Here is a 22,311-nt window from a genome sequence, read left to right as displayed (position 1 = left end):
GAGTCGTTGAGCATGCCAAAACGCACAGACATAAAAAGCATTCTTATCTTGGGTGCAGGCCCTATCATCATTGGCCAAGCCTGCGAATTTGACTACTCAGGGGCGCAAGCGTGTAAAGCCCTGCGCGAAGAGGGTTATCGTGTCATTCTAGTGAACTCCAATCCAGCCACTATCATGACCGATCCAGAGATGGCCGATGCCACTTACATTGAACCTATTCAGTGGCAAGTGGTGAAACACATTATCGAGAAAGAGCGTCCGGATGCTGTGCTGCCGACCATGGGTGGCCAGACAGGTTTGAACTGCGCTCTGGATCTTGAGCGTCATGGCGTGTTAGCCGAGTTTGGCGTGGAAATGATTGGCGCCACGGCTGATGCGATTGATAAAGCCGAGGACCGTCATCGCTTTGATGAGGCGATGCAAAGCATCGGTTTGGATTGTCCGCGTGCGGGCATCGCCCACAGCATGGATGAAGCGCACAAGGTGCTCGACGAAGTGGGCTTTCCTTGTATTATCCGCCCCTCCTTTACCATGGGCGGCACTGGCGGGGGCATTGCCTACAACCAAGAAGAGTTTAAAGAGATTTGCGAGCGAGGGCTCGATTTATCTCCCACCAATGAGTTGCTCATCGATGAGTCACTCATTGGCTGGAAAGAGTACGAAATGGAAGTGGTGCGGGATAAAAATGATAACTGCATCATTGTCTGCTCGATTGAAAACTTCGACGCCATGGGGGTTCACACGGGTGACTCTATCACGGTCGCACCGGCACAGACCCTGACCGACAAAGAATACCAATTGATGCGTAATGCATCACTGGCGGTGCTGCGCGAAATTGGCGTTGAAACCGGCGGTTCGAACGTACAATTTGGTATTAACCCCAAAAATGGCCGTATGGTGATCATCGAGATGAACCCACGCGTGTCACGCTCTTCTGCGCTCGCGTCAAAAGCAACCGGCTTCCCGATTGCCAAAGTGGCGGCCAAACTGGCGGTGGGTTTTACCCTTGATGAGCTGATGAACGATATTACCGGTGGTGCCACGCCAGCGTCATTCGAGCCGACCATTGATTATGTCGTGACTAAAATCCCACGCTTTAACTTTGAAAAATTTGCCGGTGCCAACGACCGCTTAACCACCCAGATGAAGTCAGTGGGTGAGGTGATGGCGATTGGACGTAACCAGCAAGAATCATTGCAAAAAGCACTGCGCGGCCTAGAAGTCGGGGCGGCGGGCTTTGACGAAATGGTGAACCTGGATGACGATACGGCATTGACCAAAATCCGTCATGAACTCAAAGAGCCAGGCGCAGAGCGGATTTGGTACATTGCCGATGCTTTCCGCGCAGGGATGTCGGTTGATGGGGTGTTTAACCTGACCAATATCGATCGTTGGTTCTTGGTGCAAATCGAAGACATCGTCAAGCATGAGCAGCAAGTGCGTGAGCAGGGCTTCGCAGGGCTTAATAAAGCCGCATTGCGTCAGTTAAAGCGCAAAGGCTTTTCCGATGCGCGTTTGGCCGCCTTGTTGGGCGTATCAGAAATTGAAGTGCGCAAGCTGCGTGACAAATTTCAGATTCATCCTGTCTATAAGCGTGTCGATACCTGTGCTGCTGAGTTCTCGTCTGATACGGCCTATATGTATTCCACCTATGATGAAGAGTGTGAGTCACAGCCGACAGATAAGAAGAAAATCATGGTTATTGGCGGTGGCCCAAACCGAATTGGGCAAGGGATCGAGTTCGATTACTGCTGTGTCCACGCGTCATTGGCCCTGCGTGAGGACGGTTTCGAAACCATCATGGTTAACTGTAACCCAGAAACCGTTTCTACCGACTATGACACCTCAGACCGCCTCTATTTTGAGCCGATCACCTTGGAAGACGTACTCGCCATTGTGAACGTTGAAAAACCAGAAGGCGTGATTGTTCAGTACGGCGGACAAACACCACTTAAGCTGGCACGTGACTTAGAGGCCGCTGGCGTGCCGATTATCGGAACCAGCCCTGACGCGATTGACCGCGCCGAAGATCGTGAGCGCTTCCAAGATGCAGTGCAGCGCCTTGGCCTTAAGCAGCCTGCTAACGCGACAGTCACCGCACTGGAGCAAGCGGTGGAGAAAGCCAAAGAAATTGGTTATCCGTTGGTGGTGCGTCCGTCTTACGTACTGGGCGGACGGGCGATGGAAATTGTCTATGATGAAACCGACCTGCGCCGCTACTTCAACGAGGCGGTGAGTGTGTCGCATGAGTCGCCAGTCCTGCTGGACCACTTCTTGGATGATGCGACGGAAGTGGATATCGATGCGGTGTGCGATGGTGAAACGGCCGTGATTGGCGGCATTATGGAGCATATCGAGCAAGCTGGCGTGCACTCCGGTGACTCTGCCTGCTCGTTGCCCGCGTATACGTTAAGTGACGATATCCAAGATCGCATGCGTGAACAGGTGCGCAAGCTGGCGTTGGAGTTAGGCGTGAACGGGTTGGTCAACACCCAGTTTGCGGTGAAGGATGATGAAATCTACCTGATTGAGGTTAACCCTCGCGCCGCTCGAACGGTGCCATTTGTCTCTAAAGCGACGGGTGTCCCGCTGGCGAAAATCGCCGCGCGCGTCATGGCTGGCCGCTCCTTGGCTGAGCAAGGGTTTGTTAAAGAGGTGATTCCGCCTTATTACTCGGTGAAAGAGGTCGTGCTACCGTTCAACAAATTCCCAGGGGTTGACCCGCTGCTGGGCCCTGAAATGCGCTCGACCGGTGAGGTGATGGGCGTGGGCGACACCTTTGCCGAAGCCTTTGCAAAAGCAGACCTCGCTTGCGGTAAAGCCTACAGTGAGGGCGGACGGGCCTTGTTATCGGTGCGCAATAATGACAAACAGCGCGTGGTGGATTTGGCAGCGAAGTTACTCAAGCTTGGTTTTGAGCTAGACGCTACCCACGGCACCGCGGTGATCCTTGGCGAAGCGGGCATCAATCCGCGTCTGGTCAATAAGGTGCACGAAGGGCGGCCACACATTCTTGATCGCATCAAAAATGGTGAGTACAGCTATATTGTCAACACCACGGAAGGACGCCAAGCGATTGAAGATTCGAAAGTCTTGCGCCGTGGCGCGCTCGCAGCCAAGGTGAATTATACCACTACGCTGAACGCCGCCTTCGCCACGTGCATGGCGTTAACGGCCGCCGACATGAGCAAGGTCAACCCTGTGCAATCTTTGCATGCACGGGTGCTGACTACGTCGTAGTGCTGTGACTTTAATAGCGTGATAGCAACGTATGATTAGCCCGCCATTTAGGCGGGCTTTTTTTATTCAGTGAGACTGTGCCAGTGTAGGCCGTAACTGACCGCGGATCAGCGCCATATAAAACTCACGCTCAAACTGAGTAATCGGCGAGGGAACATTTTCCGGCTGCGCGTCTTCCTCAGGATGATAATGACTGACAAGTTGCACCACGATATGCTGTTTTCCTGAATCATCTTCCAGAATCCCAGCTAGATTAAAGCTGCCATACAGCGAGCCACTTTTGGCCTTTAATCGCCCTTTTATGGGAGCATGACGAATGCTCTGGCGATACTTGAGGGTCCCATCTATGCCGGCAGTAGGGAGCATTTGAGCCATGCCGAGTGCTGGGTGAGTGGTGATGTAATGCATCACTTCCGCCAGTTGGCGGGCGCTGAGACGATTATTACGAGACAGCCCTGACCCATCGACCAGTACGGCCTGTGATAGGTCAATCCCAGCCTCCTGCAATATCGCTTTCACCGCCGCGACGCCATTGCGATAAGAGCCAGGCTGCTGAAAGTAGCGGCGCCCTAAGGCTTTGAGAAGATTGTCGGCAATGAGGTTGTCAGAGTCGCGCAGCATCGTGGTTAGCAGGGAGGTAAGGGGCGCTGACTGGTGACGAGCCAACTCGCGTGACTGGCTGGGTGCTCGCGCCACTCGGATATCGCCTTTCACGCGCACATTTAGGCGCGCGAGCTCATCGGCCACAATGGCTTTGACGTAAGTCGAAGGGGTCTGTACGGCAAAGTTGAGTGGCAGCGGACGCTCCCGGTGCGGGAGGCAACCGGAAAAATAATACGTATTTTGCGGTGTCGCGGTGAGATCGAGACCGCAATGGCGGGTAGCTTGTTCGTCCTCGCTTACCGCTCGCGCTTGGTTCTCTACTGAAACGGGCTGGTGGTCAGGAACATGCACGCGTGTCAACGTGCTATCAGGCTGGCTATAAATCGCCCCTTGCACACAGTTGTGATTGAGGGTGATTGCCGTGGAAGGTGCACTGTAGCAGACCGCTAAAATGTCCCATGGCCAGCCTGGCGCACGGGTGCGACCCGCAAACGCATGACCATCCAGATAGAGGTTGTTAATGGTATCGAGGCCACGACGCGGTAATTGACTCAGCAGTTGACGAATATCTTTTCGAGTCAGTAAGGGGTCACCGTTAAAAATAAGGGCGATGTCATCACCGGTTTGCACCAATCGGGTGGAAAACCGGAAAGTGCTTGGTAAATAAAGTCGAGCGGCGAGTCCAGTGAGGAGTTTTTGTGTACTGGCCGGGGGCAGCAGCGCATCGGCTTGCTCACTGATCTGGGGCTGATTTTGCTGCGCATCACTCACCCATAGCGCGACTTGGCTGCCTTGAGGGAGTAACGGTGTCAGTTGTTCCAGTGTTAACGACGGCGCGGAGGCCGATGCAAACGGCACGAGGAAAATCGCCATGGGGGCGAGGCGGCGGAAAAGAGCGGACAGCATGGTAAAAGCCTTTTTGTTTGCGCATGCATGCCATCCTACCCTGTCTAGCCTTGAAGACAAGCCGTTCGGGGGTGACCAATGCATCAGTTGGGCTGGAGATGAAGCGGATAGTGGATGGGCGGCTTATGCTATCACCGGATCAGAGATGATTTTGCGCGAATTCTTGTTTACAATCTAAAAAAAGCGTTGAATTCCGCCGCGCCCAGATACTCTGTTTGGGCGTGGCTTTGTTTTGCCAAAATCCCTTTGCTGTGGATTGAAAGAGGTAATGTCATTTATGGATAAAGTGCCAATGACCGTACGCGGTGAGCAGCTGCTACGAGAAGAGCTGGACAAGTTGATCAAGCGTCGCCCTGAGATCTCCAACGCCATTGCAGAGGCGCGTGAACTCGGTGACTTAAAAGAAAACGCAGAATATCATGCGGCTCGTGAAGAGCAGGGCATTTGTGAGGCGCAAATCCGTGATATCGAATACAAGCTGTCGGTGGCACAGGTGATTGATGTCACTAAGATGCCGAATAATGGCAAAGTGATTTTTGGCGCGACGGTCACCTTGATTGATGTGAGCACTGACGAAGAAGTGACCTATCGAATCGTGGGTGATGACGAAGCCGACATCAAAGCGAATTTAATTTCGGTGAATTCTCCCATCGCGCGCGGTCTGATTGGTAAAGAAGAAGGCGAAGAAGTGAGCATCACCACCCCAGGTGGCGTCAAAGAGTTTGAAATTGATAGTGTCGATTACGTATAGGAAAGTGTTACTGAATGTAACTTTTCTCCGATGCTGACACAGTAAAAAGGCCGCAATGCGGCCTTTTTGTTATGCTACAGCACGTCGTTGATCACACACGTGATTATTTGCGTGGTAATTCAATTTTGCGCTCTTCGCTTTGGCGATAAATCACTAAGGTTTTACCGATTACCTGCACTTTTTCAGCGCCTGTTTCCCGAAGGATCGCGTCGACAATCAGGTTTTTGGTCTCACGGTCTTCCGAAGCGACTTTCACTTTAATCAGCTCGTGGTGATCAAGCGCAAGCTCAATTTCAGCGACCACGGCTTCAGTTAAACCGTTGGCGCCCATTAAGACGACAGGCTTAAGCGGGTGAGCCAGTCCTTTGAGATGCTGTTTTTGTTTGGTGCTGAGTTTCATGTTGGCTCGATTTCTATTTGCTAGGGGTTGAAAACATGCCATTCTAACGCCATCTCACCACAAACTGAAACAGTAGAAAGTGGGCGGATGGCAAGCACGTCGTCTGCTTGGTGAGAGCGAGTCTGTCTTTGAGAATAAGCTAACGCACGCAATTGTTTGAATTTTATATGAATGTAGTGCGATTGGTGGGCGTAGTAGGAACAACATGGCGAATAAAAAACACTCTGCCAGCTCAGGACGCTGGCTGAAAGAACACTTCGACGATAAATACGTTCATGAAGCGCAGAAAAAAGGGTATCGGTCTCGGGCCATTTTTAAGCTAGAAGAGATTCAGCAAAAAGATCGCATCTTAAAGCCGGGAATGACCGTGGTCGATCTGGGCGCTGCTCCTGGAGGTTGGTCGCAGTATGCAGCGACACAAGTCGGTGACGACGGGCAAGTGATTGCTTGCGATATCTTACCCATGGATCCCATGCCAGGTGTTAGCTTTCTTCAAGGGGATTTTCGCGAACAAGCGGTGCTCGACACCTTGCTCGAGCGCATTCAACCCAACCAAGTTGATGTGGTGATGTCTGACATGGCGCCAAATATGAGCGGCAATCAGGCGGCCGATCAACCCAAAGCGATGTATTTGGTCGAACTGGCATTAGAGATGTGCCGTGAAGTGCTGGGGCCGAAAGGCAGCTTCGTGGTAAAAGTTTTTCAGGGCGAAGGCTTTGATCAGTATTTGGCCGAGGTGCGTAAAATGTTTACAGCGGTCAAAATTCGAAAACCCGACTCATCCCGTGCAAGGTCGCGAGAAGTCTACATTGTGGCTACAGGTTATAAACTGTAGTACCCTTACATTTATCTATCTCAGTTATGCGAGGCTAACACCTTGAGTGACATGGCAAAAAACTTGATTCTGTGGCTGGTTATCGCCGTTGTCTTAATGTCTGTGTTCCAAAGCTTTGGACCAGGGGACAGCGCCGGTCGTCAAGTCGACTATACCTCTTTCGTACGCGAAATCGGCAACGATCAAATACAGGAAGTAAAATTTGACGATCGTGAGCTGAGTGTCACCCGACGTGACGGCTCACGCTATGTCACCTTTATGCCTGTGATGAATGATCCAAAGCTTTTGGATGATTTGCTTAACAAAAACGTGCGCGTGAAAGGGACGCCACCTGAAGAGCCAAGTATGTTGGCATCGATCTTCATTTCTTGGTTCCCAATGCTACTGCTTATCGGGGTGTGGATTTTCTTCATGCGCCAGATGCAAGGCGGTGGCGGCAAAGGCGCCATGTCGTTTGGTAAATCGAAAGCCAAAATGATGAGTGAGGAGCAGGTAAAAACTACTTTCACTGACGTAGCTGGCTGTGATGAAGCCAAAGAGGACGTGAAGGAGCTGGTGGATTACCTGCGTGATCCAAGCCGTTTCCAGAAGCTAGGGGGTAAAATCCCAACCGGCGTATTGATGGTCGGTCCTCCAGGTACAGGTAAAACCTTGCTGGCCAAAGCGATTGCCGGTGAAGCCAAAGTGCCATTCTTTACCATTTCCGGCTCTGATTTCGTGGAAATGTTCGTGGGTGTGGGTGCATCACGCGTCCGCGATATGTTCGAGCAAGCTAAAAAAGCCTCGCCGTGCATTATCTTTATTGATGAAATCGATGCTGTTGGTCGTCAACGTGGCGCTGGGCTTGGCGGAGGTCACGACGAGCGTGAGCAAACCTTGAACCAGATGTTGGTCGAAATGGATGGCTTTGAGGGCAACGAAGGCGTGATCGTCATTGCGGCGACTAACCGTCCAGACGTATTGGACCCTGCGCTATTGCGTCCTGGTCGCTTTGACCGTCAAGTGGTGGTGAGCTTGCCAGATGTGCGTGGCCGTGAGCATATTCTCAAAGTACACATGCGCAAAGTGCCGCTTGGTAATGATGTCGATGCGTCACTGATTGCGCGCGGTACACCAGGTTTCTCAGGGGCTGACTTGGCTAACCTTGTTAACGAAGCAGCATTGTTCTCTGCGCGTGGTAATAAACGTGTGGTGTCGATGGTCGAGTTTGAGCTTGCCAAAGACAAAATCATGATGGGCGCCGAGCGCCGTTCAATGGTGATGTCGGAAGAAACCAAAGAGTCAACCGCGTATCACGAAGCGGGTCACGCAATTGTTGGTCGCTTGGTGCCTGAGCATGATCCTGTGTACAAGGTCTCCATTATCCCGCGTGGACGTGCATTGGGTGTGACCATGTACTTGCCTGAGCAAGACAGGATCAGCATGTCGCGTCAGCACCTCGATTCGATGATTTCGAGCCTGTACGGTGGCCGCTTAGCGGAAGAGCTGATCTACGGCAAAGAGAAAGTCTCGACAGGGGCATCAAACGACATCGAGCGCGCGACCGATATTGCCCGCAAAATGGTGACGCAATGGGGCTTCTCAGAGAAACTCGGTCCACTGCTGTATGCGGAAGAAGAAGGCGAAGTCTTCCTTGGTCGCTCTGTGGCACAGACCAAGCACATCTCCGATGAGACTGCCCGACTCATTGACGCGGAAATCCGTGGCATCATTGACCGCAATTACGATCGCGCCAAGCAAATCTTGGAAGAAAACCTCGATATTATGCACGCGATGAAAGATGCGTTGATGAAGTACGAAACCATTGATGCGGCACAAATCGATGATTTAATGGCTCGCCGAGACGTGCGAGAGCCTGCAGGCTGGGAAGGTGGCGATGGTGGTTCATCTTCAGATGATACGCCGAGCAAACCGGATGCATCAAAAGCGAGCGAGTCTGACGAGCAATCTGACGACAAAAAACAAAAGCCGCTTGATTCAGAAAACCAATCTGAAGCATAAATGCCCATGAAAACAAACCCCGACACGTCGGGGTTTTTTTGATCGTGCTTGGAAAAACGCATGCAAATAACACACAATAACCTCACGCTTTCTCTGACCCGCCCTGTCATCATGGGGATCTTAAACGTCACGCCGGATTCCTTTTCCGATGGTGGCCAATTTCAGCACTGCGACAAAGCGGTCGAACGAGCGATGCAAATGCTCGCAGATGGCGCCACCATTCTCGATATTGGTGGCGAGTCGACGCGTCCAGGTGCGGCCGATGTCGATGAGCAAGACGAAATTAATCGTGTTGTTCCAGTCATTGAAGCGATTCGTGAGCAATCTGATTGTTGGATTTCAATTGATACCAGTAAAGCAGCCGTTATGCGTGCCGCAGTAAATGCGGGTGCCAACCTCATTAATGATGTGCGTGCATTACAAGAGCCTGGGGCGTTGGAAGCGGCAGCGGATCTGCAAGTGCCAGTGTGCATCATGCACATGCAAGGACAACCACGAACAATGCAATCAGCCCCTGACTACCAAGATGTCGTTGGAGAGGTGAAAGCGTTTTTAGCGGCACGTATCGATGCCTGCACTGACGCGGGGGTCCGTCGACAGAATATCATTCTGGATCCTGGCTTTGGGTTTGGTAAGACGTTAGCGCATAACTATCAGCTTCTTGCTGACCTCGATGCTTTTCATGACTTCGGATTACCTGTATTAGCAGGGATGTCACGTAAGTCAATGATTTATAAAATGTTAGATAAAACGCCGCAGGATATTCTGGGCGGTAGCGTTGCCTGTGCTACCTTAGCCGCGGCTAAAGGGGCACAGATTATTCGCGTCCACGATGTGAAAGAAACCGCTGATGCACTCAAAGTGGTTGCCATGACAGCGCGTGTAAAAAATGGATTAGGAGAAGAAAAATAATGACAGAGCGTAAGTATTTTGGCACCGATGGTGTGCGCGGCAAGGTGGGCGAATTCCCCATCACGCCTGAATTTATGCTGAAGCTTGGTTGGGCGGCTGGACGTGTGTTATCACAACAAGGCACACGTAAGGTACTGATTGGTAAAGATACGCGTATTTCTGGGTACATGTTAGAGTCAGCGCTTGAGTCGGGTCTGTCAGCGGCGGGACTGGAAGCGGCCTTTACTGGTCCCATGCCTACACCTGCGATTGCGTACTTAACCCAAACGTTCCGCGCGGAAGCCGGGATTGTCATTTCGGCGTCGCATAACCCGCATTACGATAACGGAATTAAATTCTTTTCCTCAGAAGGCACCAAACTGGCGGATGAGGTTGAATTAGCGATTGAAGCTGAGTTGGAAAAAACACTGACTTGTGTCGAGTCTGCTGAGTTAGGTAAAGCTAGCCGGATTAATGACGCGGCAGGGCGTTATATAGAGTTTTGTAAAGGTACCTTCCCGAGCGCCTTGAGCCTGAGTGGCTTAAAAATGGTGCTCGATTGTGCCCACGGTGCCACTTATCACATTGCACCTTCTGTGTTTCGTGAGCTGGGTGCGGAGGTGACCACCATTGGCTGTGCGCCCAACGGCACCAATATCAACGATGAGGTGGGAGCCACTGACGTTCGTGCGTTACAACAACAAGTCCTCGAGCAAAAAGCCGATTTAGGGGTAGCGTTTGATGGTGATGGCGACCGCGTCATCATGGTTGACCACCTTGGTAACAAAGTCGACGGTGACCAAATTGCGTATATTATTGCGCGAGAAAGCCTTCGTCGTGGTGAATTAAAGGGTGGCGTCGTGGGCACCTTGATGACCAACATGGGGATGGAGCTCGCACTTCAGTCTCTCGGCATTCCGTTTGCCCGCGCCAAAGTGGGCGACCGCTATGTGATGGAAATGCTGCAAGAGAAAGGGTGGCGGATCGGTGCAGAAAACTCGGGCCACGTGATCGTGCTAGATAAAGTCACGACTGGGGATGGCATTGTTGCCGCGTTACAAGTATTAGCCAGCATGGCAGCGACTGGCATGGATCTCAAAGCCTTGAGTGACGGGATGACCTTGTTGCCTCAGGTATTAGAGAACGTCCGTTTCAGTGGCTCAGTTGACCCGTTACAAAGCGAACCTGTGCTGGCAGCGAAAGCCAGTGTAGAGGAAAAGCTGAGCGAGCAAGGGCGTGTACTGTTACGTAAATCGGGCACGGAACCTTTAATCCGAGTGATGGTGGAAGGGCCTGAGGCCGATAATGTTCAGGCGTATGCGCTTGAAATCGCAGAAGCCGTGAAGGCGAATTGTTGATAAACCTCGAGCGGGTGGTTATAGATTGCGCAAACAGCGTCGAAATCAAGGTTTTTTGTAATTTTCTCTTGTTTCGTCACCGCGCTTTCGCTAGTATTCACCCGCTCCCAACGAAGGGGGCTGCGCTGGCTGAAAAGTAACACTGCCGGCTCAACAACCTGGAGCATAGGTGGAACCATGTACGAAATTCTACTTGTGATTTATCTGTTGGCCGCAATCGGTGTAATTGGCCTGGTTCTGGTTCAGCAAGGTAAAGGCGCAGATATGGGAGCCTCGTTCGGGGCTGGAGCATCAAATACAGTATTTGGCTCTGGCGGCTCTGGAAACTTTTTAACCCGAATGACAACCGGTTTTGCAATTGCATTCTTTGCGTTAAGTTTGGTGCTTGGTAACCTCACCGCGCACAAGCCTGAGGCAAAAGGCGGTTTTGAAGATTTAAGCGAGCCTGCTACACAACAGCAAGCGACGCAAAAAGAGGACGAAATCCCTGTTGATAACAGCGAGATCCCTCAGTAAAAATTGAGCCGAGGTGGTGGAATTGGTAGACACGCTATCTTGAGGGGGTAGTGCCTTTATAGGCGTGCGGGTTCAAGTCCCGCTCTCGGCACCAAGTTCACAAAGGTCATCAGCTTGCACCTTTGTTGCAAAAAGCGATATAATAATCGCAATCGGACGCGGGATGGAGCAGTTTGGTAGCTCGTCGGGCTCATAACCCGAAGGTCGGCGGTTCAAATCCGTCTCCCGCAACCAATTTTAGGTTGATGAAGCGCTATATCAGGTTGAATTTAATCAACACGACCTCCGGTCGGCGCCGTTACGCGGCGCGATAAAATCCGCTTCTCACAACCAATTTCAAGTTTGTTGTTAACATAACGGCTAAACTGAATAACGCGTTAGCGTTTCTTATTAAAGCCACGCTAACCGGGCTAGCCATGTGCTAGCCTTTTTGCCCTCGGGGGCAGCACAAAGCGGACCAATAAGCCTTTGTGCAGAGAGTTACTCTCTCGTTATTGCTGAGATGATTCCGACACCAGCGATAACGGCTACGTCATTGGCGTAGCATCAGGGTCCAGTTACATTAAACCCCGATCTTCGGGGTTTTTTGTTATCTGAAGAAGACCATTCGGATAGTAACTGGGCTTTTAAGCCCTTTTTTTATTTCTGGGGTTTGGAATGACAGGATTAGAGAAACAACTGACTGAACTTTTGGCCGCGCCGGTTGAGGCGTTGGACTACGAGTTGGTTGGGCTTGAATTTGTTCGAGCTGGCCAACATTCAACATTGCGTATTTTTATTGACCACGACAATGGTATCACGGTGGATGATTGTGCCGATGTGAGCCGTCAGGTAAGTGCAGTGTTGGATGTAGAAGACCCAATCACAGTGGCTTATAACCTTGAGGTATCATCACCTGGGGTTGACCGTCCACTGTTCACCGCTGATCATTATCAGCAATTCATCGGGCATGAAGTGAACATCGTGCTGAAAATGGCTATGCAAAACCGCCGTAAGTGGAAAGGAGAAATCCTTTCTGTCGATGGCGATACCATCACGGTTCGCGTTGACGGCCAAGATGAGGCGTTTGCCTTGAGTAATATCGCCAAAGCAAACCTGGTTCCTTCATTTTAAGAGTAAATGAGGCATTAGTAGATGAATAAAGAAATCTTGGCTGTTGTCGAAGCGGTCTCAAACGAAAAAGCCGTTCCGCGTGAGCGTATTTTTGAGGCACTAGAAACCGCACTGGCAACGGCAACCAAAAAGAAGTACGAAGCCGACATTGATGTACGTATCGCCATTGATCGCAAATCCGGTGAATTCGATACATTCCGTCGTTGGCTCGTGGTTGACGAAGTGACACAGCCTACGCGTGAAATCACGTTAGAAGCCGCACAGTACGAAGACGAGACCCTAGAGTTGGGTGGTTACGTTGAAGATCAGATTGAATCTGTTGCCTTTGACCGTATTACCACTCAAACGGCTAAGCAAGTGATCGTACAAAAAGTACGTGAAGCTGAGCGTGCACAAGTGGTTGAGCAGTTCATGGACAATGAAGGTGAACTGGTAACCGGTGTGGTTAAGAAGGTTAACCGCGATGTGATTATCGTTGATTTGGGTAACAACGCGGAAGCGGTTATCCAGCGCGAAGATCAGCTGCCTCGTGAAAACTTCCGTCCAGGCGACCGTGTACGTGGCTTGCTATATGCCGTTCGTCCAGAGGCACGCGGTTTCCAACTGTTTATGACCCGCTCAAAGCCGGAAATGCTGAGTGAGCTTTTCCGCATTGAAGTGCCAGAAATTGGCGAGGAAATGATCGAGCTAATGGGCGCGGCGCGTGACCCAGCGTCACGAGCGAAAATTGCGGTGAAAACGAACGACAAGCGTATTGACCCTGTCGGCGCCTGTGTGGGTATGCGTGGTGCACGTGTGCAAGCCGTATCGACCGAACTAGGTGGCGAGCGCATTGACATCGTTTTGTGGGACGACAACCCTGCACAATTTGTGATCAATGCCATGGCACCGGCCGACGTAGCCTCTATCATCGTCGATGAAGACACGCACTCCATGGATATCGCTGTCGCGGCGGATAACTTGGCGCAAGCCATTGGCCGTAACGGTCAAAACGTTCGTTTGGCGTCTCAACTGACCGGTTGGGAGCTGAACGTGATGACGGTAGAAGATCTACAGAAAAAACACCAAGAAGAAGCGCAAGCCTCCGTCGAGTTGTTTGTAAAATACCTCGATATTGACGAAGACTTTGCCGAAACCTTGGTAGAAGAAGGGTTTACCACCCTTGAAGAAGTGGCCTATGTGCCAACCAGCGAAATGCTCGAAATCGATGGCCTAGACGAAGACACCGTCGAAATTTTGCGCGCACGTGCCAAAGAAGCGTTGACCACCATTGCGTTGGCACAAGAAGAGTCGCTGGGAGACGTTGAACCTGCCGAAGATTTACTGGCTCTCGACGGTCTTTCTCGCGAAATGGCTTTCAAGCTGGCCGCGAAGGGCGTGAAGACGCTGGAAGATCTGGCTGATCAAGGCACTGATGATCTGTTAGATATCGACGGATTAGACGAAACCAGTGCGGGCGAGCTGATTATGGCCGCGCGTAATATCTGCTGGTTCAGCGACGAAGCGTAAAGACGGCAAAGGAGGAGCAGAATGTCAGAGGTTACAGTACATACGCTGGCGAAGGAAATTGATACGCCAGTCGATCGTCTGCTGAAGCAGTTTAAAGAAGCTGGTATGCAAAAGTCGGCTGACGATCAGGTAAGCCAAGATGAGAAACAAGCTTTGCTCGCGCATTTAAAGCGTGAGCACGGTGATAACGGCAATGCTCCGACGCGTCTGACGCTTCAGCGCAAGAAACGTAGCACACTGAGCGTGTCAGGGGCTGGCGGAAAGAACAAAGATGTCCAAGTTGAGGTGCGTAAGAAGCGTACCTATGTGAAGCGTAGCGAGCTTGAAGAGCAAAAGTCAGCGCAAGAAGCGGAAGAGCAAGCGAAACGCGAAGCCGAAGAAAAAGCGCGTCTAGAAGCCGAAGAGCAAGCGAAACGCGAAGCAGAAGAGAAAGCTAAGCGTGAGGCGGAAGAAAAAGCCAAACGTGAAGCAGAAGAGAAAGCCAAACGCGAAGCCGAAGAAAAAGCTAAGCGTGAAGCCAAGCCGCAAGCGCAACCGAAAACTGAGCAGTCTAAAGAAAACGCAGCGGATACTGCTGCAGCTCAAGCTGCTGATGCGCAAGCGAAGAAAGAAGCTGATGAACTTAAGCGTCGCCAGGAAGAGGAAGCCAAGCGTAAAGCTGAAGAAGAAAGTCAGCGGCAGTTAGAAGAGGCACGCAAAATGGCAGAAGCAAACCAAGAACGCTGGTCAGATCAAGACAAAGCACTCAATACCATGGAGGCGGCTGATCACCATACAGTCACTTCCGAGTACGCCCGTGAGGCAGAAGACGAGGCGGATCGTCGTGAAGAGAGTGCCGCCCCGCGTCGTAAGAAGAAGAAAAAAGCTAACGCAGCTGAGGATAAAACCACTCGCGGCCGTCGTGGCAAAGGTGGGAAAGGCAAAGGCCGTATGGCTAAGCCATCATCCATGCAGCATGGCTTTAAAAAGCCAGCGCAGAAAGTAAACCGTGAAGTTGAAATCGGCGAAACCATCACCGTGGCAGAGCTGGCCAACAAGATGGCTGTTAAAGGCGCCGAAGTCATCAAAACCATGATGAAAATGGGTGCGATGGCGACGATTAACCAAGTGATCGACCAAGAAACCGCGCAACTGGTCGCGGAAGAAATGGGTCACAAGGTTATCCTACGTAAAGAAAACGAGCTGGAAGAAGCAGTCCTCTCGGATCGTGATAGCGATGCGCCGGTAGCGCCACGTGCGCCGGTCGTGACTATCATGGGTCACGTTGACCACGGTAAAACCTCGCTGCTTGACTACATCCGTAAAGCGCACGTTGCGACGGGTGAAGCGGGCGGTATTACCCAGCACATCGGTGCGTATCACGTACAAACCGACAATGGCATGATCACCTTCTTAGATACCCCTGGACACGCAGCGTTCACCGCTATGCGTGCACGTGGTGCGGGAGCAACGGATATCGTTGTCTTGGTGGTTGCCGCTGATGATGGCGTGATGCCACAAACCAAAGAAGCTATCCAACACGCGAAAGCGGCAGGTGTGCCTTTGATTGTTGCCGTCAACAAGATGGATAAAGAAGGCGCTAACCCTGACAGCGTGAAAAACGAGCTAGCGCAGTATGACGTTATCCCTGAAGAGTGGGGTGGTGAAAACATCTTCGTGCATGTTTCGGCAAAACAAGGTCAGAACATTGACGGCCTGCTTGAGTCTATCTTGCTGCAATCAGAAGTGCTTGAACTGAAAGCGGTCGAGCAAGGCATGGCGCGCGGTGTAGTGGTTGAATCACGTCTTGATAAAGGCCGTGGTCCTGTCGCGACAGTACTGGTTCAAGAAGGTACCTTGAACAAAGGTGATATCGTTCTGTGTGGCTTGGAATATGGCCGTGTTCGTGCGATGCGTGATGAGAATGGCCAAGATGTAGAGCATGCTGGTCCGTCGATTCCGGTTGAGATCCTCGGTCTGTCTGGTGTGCCAGCTGCAGGTGACGAAGCCACGGTCGTGCGTGACGAGAAGAAAGCCCGTGAAGTGGCGCTGTATCGTCAAGGCAAGTTCCGTGACGTGAAACTGGCGCGTCAGCAAAAAGCGAAACTGGAGAACATGTTCTCGAACATGGCTGAAGGTGAAGTGGCTGAGCTGAATATCGTTCTCAAGGCGGACGTACAAGGCTCTGTCGAAGCGATTGCAGATTCACTGGTGAAACTGTCAACAGACGAAGTGAAGGTGAAGATTGTCGGCTCAGGTGTCGGTGGTATCACTGAAACTGACGCTGTCTTGGCTGCCGCATCCAATGCGATCATTTGTGGCTTTAACGTGCGTGCCGATGCCGCAGCACGCAAGACCATTGAAAATGAAAGCTTGGATCTGCGCTACTACTCTGTCATCTACACCATGATTGATGAAGTGAAACAAGCGATGAGCGGTATGCTTGCGCCTGAGTTCAAACAAGAAATCATTGGTTTGGCAGAAGTACGTGACGTCTTCAAATCACCAAAACTGGGCGCCATTGCCGGTTGTCAGGTCTCTGAAGGTGTGATTAAGCGTAACAACCCAATCCGTGTACTACGTGAAAACGTGGTTATCTACGAGGGTGAGCTAGAATCACTGCGTCGCTTCAAAGATGATGTCAACGAAGTGAAGAAAGGCTACGAATGTGGTATCGGCGTGAAGAACTACAATGACGTTCGCGTTGGTGACCAGATCGAAGTCTATGAAACGGTTGAAATTCAGCGCTCAATCGACTGATTAAGCGTATAAATCAACCAGGTTGTTTGGATACACCGTGGGGGGAGGCGCATGCGCTTACCCCCATTTTATTGAGAGAAAAGAAAATGGGTAAAGATTTTAGCCGCACAGATCGCGTCGCCCATCAGCTGCAAAAAGAAATTGCACTGATACTGCAGCGCGAAATCAAAGATCCGCGCATTGGCATGGTCACTGTCTCTGACGTTCAGATTTCACGTGATCTGGCGTACGCGAAGGTTTTCGTCACGTTTTTAACCGTTGACGAGCAAGCGCCGACAGAAAGCCTCAAAGCCCTCAATGAAGCGAGTGGTTATATCCGCTCTTTGGTCGGAAAGGCTATTCGTTTGCGTGTGACCCCAGAGCTGACTTTTGTTTTTGATGAGTCACTCACTGAGGGAATTCGTATTTCCAACTTGGTAAGCAAAGCGGTGCGCAGCGATGATGAGCGCCGTGGTGAAGATGACAAAGGTGAGGAGTAACAGATGGCGCGTCGTCAACGTCGTCGAGGTCGCCCCGTTGATGGGATTATCCTGCTTGATAAGCCCACGGGCATGACCTCTAATGATGCCTTACAAAAAGTAAAACGTATCTTTTTTGCCGAAAAAGCAGGCCACACAGGGGCGCTTGATCCGCTCGCAACCGGTATGTTGCCAATTTGCCTTGGCGAAGCGACCAAGTTTTCCCAGTTCTTGCTTGATTCCGACAAACGTTATCGCGTCGTGGCAAAGCTGGGTGAGCGTACTAACACTTCTGACGCCGATGGCGAAGTGGTAGAAACCCGTGATGTCAAAGTCAACTTGGGACTACTTGAGCGTTGCATCGCTAAATTTCGCGGTGAAACCCAACAAATCCCTTCTATGTTCTCGGCGCTGAAATACCAAGGAAAACCTTTGTATGAATACGCGCGCCAAGGCATCGAAGTGCCGCGCGAAGCGCGTACCATTAAGGTGTATCAGATTGAGCTGTTGCGCTTTGAAGGTGATGAGATTGAAATGGAAGTGCATTGCTCTAAAGGCACTTATATTCGCACTATCGTCGACGATCTGGGCGAAATGCTGGGCTGTGGCGCGCACGTAACAGCCTTGCGTCGTACCGGTGTATCGGCGTATCCAACACGCCATATGGTGACGCTTGAGCAACTGGAAAGCTTGCTCAATCAAGCGAGAGAGCAAGAGATCCAGCCTAAGCAGTTGCTCGATCCTTTGCTACTGCCCCTTGATACCGCGGTCCAAGACTTACGTGAAATTAACTTGTTGCCGGTGATGGCGAGCTATGCGCTGCAAGGGCAAGCGGTTCAAGTACCCAATGCACCTACAAGTGGTTTTGTTCGCCTCACCGCGGGCGATGAGCGCCACTTCATTGGTGTGGGAGAAATCGACGCCGATGGTTTAGTCGCCCCACGTCGCTTGGTGGCGAGCCGTCAGCCTGAAGCACGCTAAAAAGCCCGACGCTTCGGCGCGTGTTTTTACAGGAAAAAAGAGGCGTGGATAGATTGCTACCTTAGACGAAAGTCAGTAGAATACGCGCCTTCGGGCACCGGCTGAATCAGAGATTGGCTGGTGCATGATAATCACACACTCTTATTAGGAGAGCATTATGTCTCTGACTGCAGAAGCAAAAGCACAAATCGTTGCTGATTTTGGTAAAACTGAGAACGACACTGGTTCACCAGAAGTTCAAATCGCCCTTTTGACCGCATCAATCAACGATCTGCAATCGCACTTCGCTGAGCACAAAGGTGACCACCACAGCCGTCGTGGCCTGCTACGCATGGTTTCACGTCGTCGTAAGCTGCTTGATTACCTGAAAAAGAACAACGTTGACCGTTACTTGGACGTTATCAAGCGTCTAGGCATCCGTCGCTAAGATTCTGGAGAAAAGGGAGCTCAGGCTCCCTTTTCTTTTGCGATAAAAAAACGCGCCACAGGACAAGTCCGTGGCGCGTTTTTGTTTGACGGTATACCGATTACCCGCTTTGATAACGCAGTGTCACTGACGCAGTGTCACTGACGCAGTGTCACTGACGCAGTGTCACTGGCGAAGCGCTTTTGCCGCTGCGACCATATTTTCTAATGCTGGGATCACCTCGTCCCATTGGCGGGTTTTTAGGCCGCAATCGGGGTTCACCCACAACCTTTCTTCAGGAATACGGGCGGCGGCTTTGTTCATCAACCCAATAATTTGTGCTTGAGTAGGCGTATTGGGAGAATGAATATCGTAAACGCCTGGGCCAATATCATTGGGATAGTCAAAGTGATCAAACGCATCCAGTAGCTCCATGTCCGAGCGCGAGGTTTCTATGGTGATCACGTCGGCGTCCATATCAGCAATGGAAGCGATGATATCGTTAAACTCGGAATAACACATATGGGTGTGGATTTGCGTCTCGTCATTGACACCGTTGGCGGCAATTTTAAATGCGTTAATTGCCCAATCCAGATAGCTTTGCCACTCACTGCGACGCAGAGGTAAACCTTCACGTAGTGCGGCTTCATCAATTTGAATGATCTTGGTACCAGCTTTCTCGAGATCTTGTACCTCTTGTCGGATCGCCAGCGCCAGTTGGTTACAGGTTTGCGATCGTGGCTGATCATCGCGCACAAATGACCAATTAAGAATGGTGACCGGTCCGGTGAGCATGCCTTTTAGTGGCTTATCAGTCAGAGACTGAGCGTACTGGGTCCACTCGACGGTCATCGCTTTAGGGCGCTCAATATCACCAAATAAAATCGGTGGCTTCACACAGCGAGAGCCATACGATTGCACCCAACCGAATTGGCTAAATACATAGCCATCTAGTTGTTCGCCAAAGTACTCCACCATATCGTTACGCTCAGCTTCACCGTGAACCAAGACATCAAGCCCCAGTGTTTCTTGCTTTTCTACTGCGTGAGCGATCTCTTTGCGCATAATGTCCTGATAGGTCACCGCATCAATCTCGCCTTTTTTGTATTGCAAACGCGTTTGGCGAATGGTGCGCGTTTGTGGGAAAGAGCCTATGGTGGTGGTGGGGAAGCGCGGTAGTTTGAGCTGCTCGTGTTGCAAGCGAACACGCTCTGCAAACGGACGCTGCCGTGTCCCTAAGTGCGGAGTAATCGCTGCTAATGCGGCTTGCACCTTAGGGTTGTGTACACGTGGTGATTTCTGACGGCTTTCGATTACCTCACGGTTATTGTCCAGCGCTGGCTGGACGGTTTGACGGCCATGATTAAGGGCGCGAGCGAGTACATCTAGCTCCTCGAGTTTTTGATGGGCAAAGGCAAGCCAGTTTTTTACCTCTGGGTCGAGCTTTTGTTCGCTCGCCAAATCGACCGGCACATGGAGCAAAGAGCAAGAGGGCGCGAGCCAGAGGCGATCGCCCAGCGATTGATGAATCGGTTCGAGCCATTCCAACGTGGCATCAAGGTTAGTTTTCCATACATTACGACCATTAATCACACCAAGAGACAGGACGTGTTGTTCGCCAAGTGTTTCACGATATGAATCTACATCTCCTCGGCCACGAATAGCATCCAAATGCCAGCCGTCAACGGGCAACGATTGCGCCAATTGACGATTTTCAGCTTGTTCACCGAAGTAGCTCGCCAGCAATAATTTCACCTGGATTTGGCTTAGCGCCTGATACGCAGTGTGTAATGCCGTTTGCCACTCAGGCGTAAGCTCAGTCACCAAAATAGGCTCATCGATTTGGACCCACTCAACGCCTTTTTCTGCCAGTTTGCTCAGTAGCGCTTGATACACGGGCAAGAGCTTATCGAGCAGATCCAGTTTGTTAGAGGCATCTTTTTCTTTACCTAGCCACAGATACGTGACAGGACCGACCAAAACAGGCTTGGCCTGAACACCCGCTTTTTTGGTTTCTTCTATTTGCGTTAATAGATTTTCAGCGTGCAAGCTAAAGGTGGTTTTCGCGGTAAATTCTGGCACGATGTAGTGATAATTGGTGTCAAACCATTTGGTCATTTCACCAGCGTGGACACACTGGCATCCGGTATCATTTGCCGAGCGGCCACGGGCGACTCGGAAGTAGTTATCGAGGGTGTTATCTTGATGCTCAGCCACACGATCAGGGACATTGCCGACTAAAAAGCTGGTATCAAGCACATGGTCGTAAAAGGAAAAATCGCCGGCAGGCACCGTGTCGAGCTTACCTTGTTGTTGCCAATGGGTTCGGCGTAGTTCTGCCGCAACATGGGTTAAATCTTGCTGTGATGATTCGCCACGCCAGTAACGCTCGAGTGCAAATTTGAGTTCACGCTGTGCTCCGATACGTGGAAAGCCGAGATTATGAGTTTTAGCCATCTATACGTCCTCCTTTAAGTTGAGTTCAGCATAGGGCTTTCTCGTTATGAACTAAAATGGCATTATTTCATCAATCAATGAAATTTGGTCATGGAAAAGGCATGTTAGAACGTCACCACCTTCATATTTTGCGCGCAATAAAAGAGCAAGGATCGCTTACCGCAGCAGCAGAGACGCTTTATCTCACTCAGTCTGCGATTAGCCACGCGATGAAAAAATTAGAAAGCCAGATAGGAGTTAGCCTGTGGAAAAAGTCAGGCAGGCAATTACACTTCACACAGGCTGGTGAGTACTTGCTTACCCTTTCTGAACGCATGCTTCCTCAGTTTGAACATGCTGAACAACAACTCAAACAGTTTGCACAAGGTCAGCGCGGTACATTGCGCATCGGCATGGAGTGTCATCCCTGCTACCAGTGGTTGCTGAAAGTGGTTGAGCCTTTTTTGCACCAATGGCCAGATGTGGATGTCGACGTGAAACAAAAGTTTCAATTCGGTGGCCTAGGGGCATTATTTGGTCACGACATTGATGTGCTTGTCACACCGGATCCCTTGTTTAAACCAGGTATTGACTATGTCTCCGTGTTTGATTACGAACTGGTGCTTGTGACTCACCCACAAAGCCCGTTGGCATCGCAGTCTCATGTCGAGCCTCATCAGGTGACGCAAGAAGTACTTATTACCTACCCTGTTGACCAAGCACGTTTAGATGTGTTCACCCAGTTTCTAGCTCCGGCACATTGTGCGCCACGCAAACATAAAACCATTGAAACGACAGACATTATGCTACAAATGGTTGCGGCAGGACGAGGCATCGCGGCCTTACCGAAGTGGCTGGCAAAAGAGTACCAGCAACAACTTAACCTACATGTTTTGCGTATGGGAAAAAGCGGCATCAATAAAGCCATTCATTTAGGAATACGTGCTGGAGAGAGAGAAGATTATATCGAGGATTTTATTCGGCAAGCGAGTGTGACCAGTATCCATCGCAAGTTGTGATTCACTTGGCACAAGAAAATGGAATAACCTCTTCTTTGCAAATAACTTTCGTATTATCGCACTGCCATAGTTTCAGCCTCGCTGTTGTCTCATTTTTGAGCCGTATAAAGCGCACATTTCCTAGTAAAATCACTTTCGGATAAGTCTAA

Annotated in this window: 17 protein-coding genes and 2 tRNA genes; 16 read left to right on the top strand and 3 right to left on the bottom strand. The window is 50.9% G+C overall.

Annotation, left to right across the window (positions count from 1 at the left end; translation table 11 throughout):
• Positions 1 to 12 precede the first annotated feature (12 nt).
• Positions 13 to 3,240: a carbamoyl-phosphate synthase large subunit gene (gene carB, locus N8M53_RS10585; RefSeq protein WP_269578751.1), complete on the top strand. Its 3,228-nt coding sequence runs from the start codon at positions 13 to 15 to the stop codon at positions 3,238 to 3,240.
• A gap of 66 nt (positions 3,241 to 3,306) precedes the next feature.
• On the opposite strand, the gene dacB is transcribed toward carB, so the two are convergent.
• On the bottom strand, positions 3,307 to 4,749 hold the full coding sequence (gene dacB, locus N8M53_RS10580) for a D-alanyl-D-alanine carboxypeptidase/D-alanyl-D-alanine-endopeptidase (RefSeq protein ID WP_269578750.1): 1,443 nt from the start codon (positions 4,747 to 4,749) through the stop codon (positions 3,307 to 3,309).
• A 277-nt stretch (positions 4,750 to 5,026) separates the two neighbouring features.
• On the opposite strand from dacB, the gene greA reads away from it, so the two are divergent.
• Complete coding sequence (gene greA, locus N8M53_RS10575; RefSeq protein WP_046075110.1) at positions 5,027 to 5,500, top strand: transcription elongation factor GreA; 474 nt, start codon at positions 5,027 to 5,029, stop codon at positions 5,498 to 5,500.
• Positions 5,501 to 5,603: 103 nt separating this feature from the next.
• Here the strand turns inward: greA and yhbY are convergent, their stop codons facing one another.
• The gene (gene yhbY / locus N8M53_RS10570) at positions 5,604 to 5,900 is read right to left on the bottom strand and encodes a ribosome assembly RNA-binding protein YhbY (protein WP_077773193.1); all 297 of its coding nucleotides are present in this window, start codon (positions 5,898 to 5,900) and stop codon (positions 5,604 to 5,606) included.
• Between the two features lie 205 nt (positions 5,901 to 6,105).
• Here yhbY and rlmE point away from each other — a divergent pair, with 205 nt between their 5' ends.
• The 13 genes from rlmE to rpsO all read left to right on the top strand — a co-directional run bounded on the left by rlmE (position 6,106) and on the right by rpsO (position 18,728).
• Complete coding sequence (gene rlmE, locus N8M53_RS10565) at positions 6,106 to 6,735, top strand: 23S rRNA (uridine(2552)-2'-O)-methyltransferase RlmE (RefSeq protein WP_077578311.1); 630 nt, start codon at positions 6,106 to 6,108, stop codon at positions 6,733 to 6,735.
• Positions 6,736 to 6,786: 51 nt separating this feature from the next.
• Positions 6,787 to 8,736: an ATP-dependent zinc metalloprotease FtsH gene (ftsH, locus tag N8M53_RS10560; RefSeq protein ID WP_269578749.1), complete on the top strand. Its 1,950-nt coding sequence runs from the start codon at positions 6,787 to 6,789 to the stop codon at positions 8,734 to 8,736.
• 60 nt (positions 8,737 to 8,796) lie between these two features.
• Positions 8,797 to 9,648 (top strand): dihydropteroate synthase, encoded by an 852-nt coding sequence (gene folP / locus N8M53_RS10555; RefSeq protein WP_269578748.1) that lies wholly within the window; start codon positions 8,797 to 8,799, stop codon positions 9,646 to 9,648.
• Positions 9,648 to 10,985: a phosphoglucosamine mutase gene (glmM, locus tag N8M53_RS10550; protein ID WP_269578747.1), complete on the top strand. Its 1,338-nt coding sequence runs from the start codon at positions 9,648 to 9,650 to the stop codon at positions 10,983 to 10,985. The genes folP and glmM overlap by 1 nt, the downstream gene beginning before the upstream one ends.
• 177 nt (positions 10,986 to 11,162) lie before the next feature.
• Entirely contained in the window at positions 11,163 to 11,501 is a 339-nt protein-coding gene (secG, locus tag N8M53_RS10545) for a preprotein translocase subunit SecG (protein WP_269578746.1), read from the top strand.
• A 7-nt stretch (positions 11,502 to 11,508) separates the two neighbouring features.
• Positions 11,509 to 11,595 (top strand) — tRNA-Leu (locus N8M53_RS10540).
• A gap of 63 nt (positions 11,596 to 11,658) precedes the next feature.
• Positions 11,659 to 11,735: transfer RNA gene (locus N8M53_RS10535), tRNA-Met, on the top strand.
• A gap of 423 nt (positions 11,736 to 12,158) precedes the next feature.
• Entirely contained in the window at positions 12,159 to 12,614 is a 456-nt protein-coding gene (gene rimP / locus N8M53_RS10530; protein WP_077773197.1) for a ribosome maturation factor RimP, read from the top strand.
• Between the two features lie 21 nt (positions 12,615 to 12,635).
• Complete coding sequence (gene nusA / locus N8M53_RS10525) at positions 12,636 to 14,123, top strand: transcription termination factor NusA (RefSeq protein ID WP_077578313.1); 1,488 nt, start codon at positions 12,636 to 12,638, stop codon at positions 14,121 to 14,123.
• 21 nt (positions 14,124 to 14,144) lie between these two features.
• A complete protein-coding gene (infB, locus tag N8M53_RS10520; RefSeq protein ID WP_269578745.1) occupies positions 14,145 to 16,862 on the top strand; it encodes a translation initiation factor IF-2 in 2,718 nt (905 codons plus the stop codon).
• Positions 16,863 to 16,948: 86 nt separating this feature from the next.
• Positions 16,949 to 17,341 (top strand): 30S ribosome-binding factor RbfA, encoded by a 393-nt coding sequence (gene rbfA, locus N8M53_RS10515; RefSeq protein ID WP_046075120.1) that lies wholly within the window; start codon positions 16,949 to 16,951, stop codon positions 17,339 to 17,341.
• A 3-nt stretch (positions 17,342 to 17,344) separates the two neighbouring features.
• Positions 17,345 to 18,301 (top strand): tRNA pseudouridine(55) synthase TruB, encoded by a 957-nt coding sequence (gene truB, locus N8M53_RS10510; RefSeq protein ID WP_269578744.1) that lies wholly within the window; start codon positions 17,345 to 17,347, stop codon positions 18,299 to 18,301.
• Between the two features lie 157 nt (positions 18,302 to 18,458).
• Entirely contained in the window at positions 18,459 to 18,728 is a 270-nt protein-coding gene (gene rpsO, locus N8M53_RS10505; protein ID WP_046075122.1) for a 30S ribosomal protein S15, read from the top strand.
• 165 nt (positions 18,729 to 18,893) lie between these two features.
• Here rpsO and metE read toward each other — a convergent pair whose 3' ends face one another.
• Positions 18,894 to 21,164, bottom strand: coding sequence for a 5-methyltetrahydropteroyltriglutamate--homocysteine S-methyltransferase (metE, locus tag N8M53_RS10500; RefSeq protein WP_269578743.1), 2,271 nt, complete (start codon positions 21,162 to 21,164; stop codon positions 18,894 to 18,896).
• A gap of 101 nt (positions 21,165 to 21,265) precedes the next feature.
• Here metE and N8M53_RS10495 point away from each other — a divergent pair, with 101 nt between their 5' ends.
• Positions 21,266 to 22,162 (top strand): LysR family transcriptional regulator, encoded by an 897-nt coding sequence (locus N8M53_RS10495; protein WP_269578742.1) that lies wholly within the window; start codon positions 21,266 to 21,268, stop codon positions 22,160 to 22,162.
• The last annotated feature ends 149 nt before the right edge of the window (positions 22,163 to 22,311 follow it).

Source organism: Salinivibrio kushneri, assembly GCF_027286325.1.
GTDB classification, from domain to species: Bacteria; Pseudomonadota; Gammaproteobacteria; order Enterobacterales; family Vibrionaceae; genus Salinivibrio; species Salinivibrio kushneri_A.
Note: the sequence above shows the minus strand (reverse complement) of the source record. Positions and strands in the feature narration are given on the sequence as shown.